The sequence below is a fragment of the Saccharopolyspora montiporae genome, assembly GCF_015209505.1.
Taxonomy (GTDB): domain Bacteria; phylum Actinomycetota; class Actinomycetes; order Mycobacteriales; family Pseudonocardiaceae; genus Saccharopolyspora; species Saccharopolyspora montiporae.
This window is the reverse complement of the sequence record NZ_JADEYC010000047.1, coordinates 1-6,153: the sequence shown is the minus strand read 5'-3', so window position 1 is coordinate 6,153 and position 6,153 is coordinate 1. Positions and strand designations below refer to the sequence as shown.

The following is a 6,153-nucleotide window of genomic DNA, read 5'->3' as shown; positions in this document are numbered from 1 at the left end:
ACACGCCGTATGTAGGTGTCCGCGGAACTGTCAGACCCAAGATGTAGCATCGATCGCGTCGATGGTTCACCGGGACGACGAGCCCGGTGAGACAACAGGGAACCCGGTGCGAATCCGGGACTGCCCCGCAGCGGTAAGCGGGAACGAACACCGTCACCACCCACCAGCGGTGGTCCAGCACTGAGCGCGATCGGCTCGGGAAGCGACGGTCAGTAGGTCCGGTGCCCGGCACCGGAAGCCCGCGAGTCCGAAGACCTGCCATCGGTGCGCGCACGAGGTGTGCGCGCCGTCCGGAACCCCGAGGGAGGGTTCGCGCGGACGTCCGGCGACGGGTCGGTGGGGCCACGTCGTCGAACCGTGTCGCGTCCTCTCCCGCGGTGGATTCCGGGCCAGCAGCCCGAGCTCGCGATAGGAGAGCCCACGTTGACCGAGTCCCCGCCCGTCTCCCCCGCTTCCGCGGCGCACGACCCCTCCGACTCCCGGGTGCCGCCGGACGCGCGGGTGCTGCGCCGCGACGGCACCACGTCGGCGTTCGACGCCGACAAGATCTCGGTCGCCCTCACCAAGGCGTTCCTGGCCGTCGAGGGGGACGGCGCCGCGGCGTCCGCACGCCTGCACCGCCTGGTCGCCGAGCTGACGGACGAGGTCTGCACCGCGCTGCTGCGCTACGCCGGACCCGGCACCGCGCTGCACATCGAGCAGATCCAGGACCAGGTCGAGCTCGCGCTGATGCGCGGCGGGCACCACCAGGTCGCCCGCGCCTACGTGCTCTACCGCGAACAGCGGGCCGAGTCGCGCCGCGCCGACGCGGGCAGCACCGAGCACGAGCCGCAGGCCCCGGATGTGCGCATCACCCGTCCCGACGGGCAGCGCACCCCGGTGGATTGGGACCGGGTGTGCACGCTGGTCGAACAGGTCTGCTCCGGACTCGGCCGGACCGAACCCGCCGCCGTGCTCAAGGAAACCCGGCGCGGCCTCTACGACGGCATGAGCAGCGACGAGCTCAACCAGGCGCTGATCATGGCCGCGCGCACGCTCGTCGAGCGCGATCCGGACTACTCCTTCGCCAGCGCCCGGCTGCTGCTGGACAAGCTGCGTCGCGAGGCGCTGTCGGCGGTGGCCGGTGCGCAGCGCGAAGCCGACCAGGAGCAGATCCGCGAGCAGTACGCCGGCTACTTCGCCGACTACGTGCGCCACGGCGTCCGGCTCGGCCAGCTCGACCCGGTCCTGGCCGAGTTCGACCTGGAGCGGCTGGGGGCCGCGCTGGATGCCGACCGGGACCTGCTGTTCGACTACCTGGGGCTGCAGACGCTCTACGACCGCTACCTGCTGCACCACGACGGCACCCGCCACGAGCTGCCGCAGGCGTTCTTCATGCGGGTCGCGATGGGCCTGGCGCTGCGCGAGGACGACCGAGAAGCGCGGGCCATCGAGTTCTACCGGCTGCTGTCCAGCTTCGACTTCATGTGCTCGACGCCGACGCTGTTCAACTCCGGCACCACCCACCCGCAGCTGTCGTCGTGCTTCCTGACCACGGTCGATGATGACCTGGACTCGATCTTCCAGTCCTACCGCAACAACGCGCTGCTGGCGAAGTACTCCGGCGGGCTGGGCAACGACTGGACCCCGGTGCGCGGGCTCGGCGCGCACATCAACGGCACCAACGGCAAGTCCCAGGGCCTGGTCCCGTTCCTCAAGATCGCCAACGACACCGCGGTCGCGGTCAACCAGGGCGGCAAGCGCAAGGGGGCGGCGTGCGCCTACCTGGAGTCCTGGCACATCGACATCGAGGAGTTCCTCGACCTGCGCAAGAACACCGGCGACGACCGGCGGCGCACGCACGACATGAACACCGCGAACTGGGTTCCGGACGAGTTCATGCGCCGGGTCGAGGCCGACGCGGAGTGGACCTTGTTCTCCCCGGACGAGGTCACCGACCTGCACGACCTGTACGGCGATGCGTTCGCCGAGCGCTACCGCGCCTACGAGACCGCCGCTGAGCGCGGGGAGATCCGCGTGCACCGCACGGTCCGCGCCGTGGACCTGTGGCGGCGGATGCTGACCATGCTGTTCGAGACCGGGCATCCGTGGATCACCTTCAAGGACCCGTGCAACCTGCGTTCCCCGCAGCAGCACGCCGGGGTGGTGCACTCGTCGAACCTGTGCACCGAGATCACGCTGAACACCGGCGGCGACGAGGTCGCGGTGTGCAACCTCGGTTCGGTCAACCTCGCCCAGCACGTCACCGCCGACGGCATCGACCAGCAGCGGCTCGAAGGCACGTTGCGCACCGCGGTGCGGATGCTGGACAACGTCATCGACATCAACTTCTACACGATTCCGCAGGCGTGGAACTCGAACATGCGCCACCGCCCGGTGGGCCTGGGGTTGATGGGCTTCTCGGACGCGCTGTTCACCCAGCGCATCCCGATGGATTCCGCCGAGGCGGTGGAATTCGCCGACCGCAGCATGGAGCAGATCAGCTACCACGCGATCCGCGCCTCCAGCGAGCTCGCCGCCGAACGCGGCCGCTACGAGTCGTTCGAGGGCTCGCTGTGGAGCCGGGGCGTCCTGCCGGTGGACTCGCTGGAGCTGCTGGCGGCGACCCGCGAGCAGGACCGCTTCGAGATCGACCGCTCGCAGGAGCTGGACTGGGAAGGCCTGCGCGAGCAGGTGCGCACCGACGGGATGCGCAATTCGAACGTGCTGGCCATCGCGCCGACGGCCACGATCTCCAACATCTGCGGGGTCGGGCAGTCCATCGAGCCGCTCTACCGCAACCTCTACGTGAAGTCGAACATGTCCGGTGACTTCACGGTGGTGAACGCGCACCTGGTCGCCGACCTCAAGGCCGCGGGTCTGTGGGACGAGGCGATGGTCTCCGACCTGAAGTACTTCGACGGATCGCTGGCGGCCGTCGACCGGGTCCCGGACGAGCTCAAGCGCCTGTACGCGACGGCGTTCGAGATCGAGCCGCACTGGCTGGTGCAGGCCGCCGCGCGCAGGCAGAAGTGGATCGACCAGGCGCAGTCGCTGAACCTCTACGTCTCGCGGCCCAGCGGGCGCAAGCTCGACGAGCTGTACCGGCTGGCTTGGCGGCACGGTCTCAAGACCACCTACTACCTGCGGTCGACCGCGGCCACGCATGTGGAGAAGAGCACGTTGTCCGGTACCGACGGCAAGCTCAACGCCGTGCAAGCCTCGGTGCCCACCGCCGCCGAGCCCGCCGGCGAGGCGTGCTCGGTCGACGATCCGGACTGCGAAGCCTGCCAGTGAGTCCCCGCGGTCGTGCCCGCGCCACCCGCGGGCACGACCGCCGCACCCCCGAATTCGCACCAGGGAGAACGAAAAGCCGATGAGCACCGCAGAACCGACCGTGCTGTCCACGACCGGGCTCGGCGAGATCGACCGGGACGCCGGGCGCGTGCAGGCCGACGAGAAGGCCATGATCAACGCGCGGGCGGACGTCAACCAACTGCTCCCGCTGAAGTACCACTGGGCGTGGGACAAGTACCTGTCCGGCTGCAACAACCACTGGATGCCCACCGAGGTGTCCATGCAGGCCGACATCGCGCTGTGGAAGTCCGCGGACGGGCTCACCGATGACGAGCGGATGATGATCAAGCGCAACCTCGGGTTCTTCGCCACCGCGGAGTCCTTGGTGGCCAACAACATCGTGCTCGCGGTGTACCGGCACATCACCAACCCCGAGTGCCGCCAGTACCTGCTGCGGCAGGCGTTCGAGGAAGCCGTGCACACGCACACCTTCCAGTACATCTGCGAGAGCCTCGGCCTGGACGAGGGCGAGCTGTTCAACATGTACCGGGAGGTCCCGTCCATCTCGGACAAGGACTCCTGGGCGATGCGCTACACGCAGAACCTGGAGGACCCGGACTTCGCCACCGGCGGCACCGAGGCCGACCAGGCGTTCCTGCGCGATCTGGTGGCGTTCTACGTCATCTTCGAGGGGATGTGGTTCTACACCGGGTTCGCGCAGATCCTCTCGCTGGGCCGCCGCAACAAGATGGTGGGCATCGCCGAGCAGTACCAGTACATCCTGCGCGACGAGTCGATCCACCTGAACTTCGGCATCGACTGCATCAACCAGATCAAGCTGGAGAACCCGCACCTGTGGACCGCGGAGTTCCAGCAGGAGGTGCGCACGATGCTCGCCGAAGCGTGCGAACTCGAGGTGGCCTACGGCCGCGACACCATGCCGCGCGGCATGCTCGGGCTCAACGCCGACCTGTGCGCCGAGTACATGCACTTCATCACCAACCGGCGCTGCGTGCAGCTGGGCCTGGACCCGGTCTTCCCGGACACCGAGAACCCGTTCCCGTGGATGTCGGAGGCCATCGACCTGCAGAAGGAGAAGAACTTCTTCGAGACCCGGGTCACCGAGTACCAGACCGGCGCCGTGCTGGAGTGGGACTGAGCAGCCACCCGTTCCGGAAAAGCCCGCGCCGCACCCGATCCGGGCGCGGCGCGGGCATGGGCGCGGAAACCGCTGCCGCACGGCGGTTCCCGCGACCGTGCGGGTGAGATCAGCAGGTGCGCAGTTCCGACTCCTGCGACTGGCCCGAGCCGGACTGGCCGGACTCCTCTTCCTGCTCGGCCTCGGACTGCTGGATGGTGTCGTGCGCGGTGGCCCGGATCAGGTTGTAGTCCGGCGCACCGGGTTGGATCAGCGGCGGGGTGAACTGGACACTGGCGTGCGGGTTGATCTTCTCCGCCAGTCCGGTGAGGTCCTGCAACATCCCGCTGGGGATGTCGGTGCTGACGTTGTCCTTGGCCACGTCGGCGACCTGGTCGTAGTGGCGCAGCACGGTCATCGGGTCGGCCTGGTCGGCCAACGCGCCGATCATGCAGCGCTGGCGGGCCATCCGGTCGTAGTCACTGCCGCCGGTGCGCGACCGCGCGTACCAGAGGGCGTGCGCCCCGTCGAGCTGTTGCTCGCCCGGTTCGAAGAAACCGCCGGTGTCGCCCATCGGGATGCGCGCGGCGACGTTGAGGTCGAGACCGCCGAGCGCATCCACCATGTGGTGGAAACCGTCCATGTTCACCATGGCGTAGTTGTGCACCGGCAGGTCGAGGATCTGCGACACGGTCCCCTTGAGCAGTTCGGCACCGGGATCGGCCGCGCCCTCGCCGAATTCCGGGTGGGTCGCCGCACCTTCGCGGTAGACGGCATTGAGCAGGTCGGAGAACCCGCCGGGGTAGGCGTCCTGCGCCGGCCCGGACGGCATCGGCGCGTACTCCAGGTTGCGCGGCAGGCCGAACAGCACCGTGCGCCCGGTCTCCTGGTCGATGCTGGCCAGCACCATGGTGTCCGTGCGGGCCTCGGTGCGCCCGGGTCCGGCATCGCTGCCCAACAGCAGGATGTTGAGCCGGCGTTCGCCGGGCAGCGGCTGCCCCTGCTCGCGGTCCGCGGGTGGAACCGCGGCCGAGGGAGCGGGTGCGGCCGAGTTGTCCCGGAAAACGCTGGTGACCAGGTCGTACTGGCTGTAGGCCAGGTTCGCGATCGCAGCGGGCGGCAGGGCCACCGCCGCGCACAACCCGAGCACGCCGAGCTGGGCGAGCCGCGAGCGGCTGCGCGGATCGGCCGGGCGCACCGCGCGGTAGGAGGACACCACCAGCCACATCCACGCCGGCGCGACGAGCAGCGCCCCGACCAGGACGATCATCAGCACCGCCGGCTGCACGGCCAGAGCGACCAGCTCGGTGCGTCCCGCGGCGGCGATGGCGAGCGCGACCGCGCCCCAGACCACGAAGCTCGTCGTGGCGAGAACCAGTGCGGTGCGCCGCTTTCCGGCACGCCAGTGCGCCACTCCCGGAGTGAGCACCGACAGCGCGGTCAACCAGAGCGCCTGTCCGGTGGGGAGGTTCGGTGCGGCTCCGGGGTGTTGGTCGTTCGCGAGCCGACCGGACCCGCTTGGTCGCCACGGCATGCTTCGGGTCATGGCGCCGATGGTGATTCGGGTGATCAGCAGCCGCAGGACAGCAGCCGAGAAGATCACCCGATGTACTGATCTTCGCGGCGTCCCGGCGAGTCTGCATTGGACGGCCGCGAATCACCGCGGCACAGCGGCCCAATACCGTCGACACCGCATCGGGACGCGCGACGGGCGCCGTCCGGTGGGGGTGCCCGCCGGA

At 69.2% G+C, this 6,153-nt stretch carries 4 protein-coding genes and 1 riboswitch; of the genes, 3 read left to right on the top strand and 1 reads right to left on the bottom strand.

Annotated features, from left to right (window positions below):
* Nucleotides 1–45: 45 nt before the first annotated feature.
* A riboswitch (cobalamin riboswitch) is annotated at nucleotides 46–277 on the top strand.
* A gap of 206 nt (nucleotides 278–483) precedes the next feature.
* Both IQ251_RS19330 and IQ251_RS19325 read left to right on the top strand, forming a co-directional pair.
* Nucleotides 484–3,276 carry a ribonucleoside-diphosphate reductase subunit alpha gene (locus IQ251_RS19330; RefSeq protein ID WP_193930516.1) on the top strand — a complete coding sequence of 931 codons (2,793 nt, stop codon included), beginning with the start codon at nucleotides 484–486 and terminating at the stop codon, nucleotides 3,274–3,276.
* A gap of 79 nt (nucleotides 3,277–3,355) precedes the next feature.
* Nucleotides 3,356–4,435 carry a ribonucleotide-diphosphate reductase subunit beta gene (locus tag IQ251_RS19325; RefSeq protein WP_193930514.1) on the top strand — a complete coding sequence of 360 codons (1,080 nt, stop codon included), beginning with the start codon at nucleotides 3,356–3,358 and terminating at the stop codon, nucleotides 4,433–4,435.
* Nucleotides 4,436–4,544: 109 nt separating this feature from the next.
* On the opposite strand, the gene IQ251_RS19320 is transcribed toward IQ251_RS19325, so the two are convergent.
* Nucleotides 4,545–5,858, bottom strand: coding sequence for an LCP family protein (locus tag IQ251_RS19320; RefSeq protein ID WP_193930513.1), 1,314 nt, complete (start codon nucleotides 5,856–5,858; stop codon nucleotides 4,545–4,547).
* Between the two features lie 100 nt (nucleotides 5,859–5,958).
* Between IQ251_RS19320 and IQ251_RS19925 the strand changes: the two genes are divergently transcribed.
* Nucleotides 5,959–6,153 (top strand): hypothetical protein (locus IQ251_RS19925; RefSeq protein ID WP_228047690.1); only part of this gene is annotated, 195 nt, incomplete at its 3' end.

Coding starts and splice junctions, on each gene's coding strand:
- IQ251_RS19325 (WP_193930514.1), top strand. CDS start 3,356: ATGAGCACCGCAGAACCGACCGTGCTGTCCACGACCGGGCTCGGCGAG.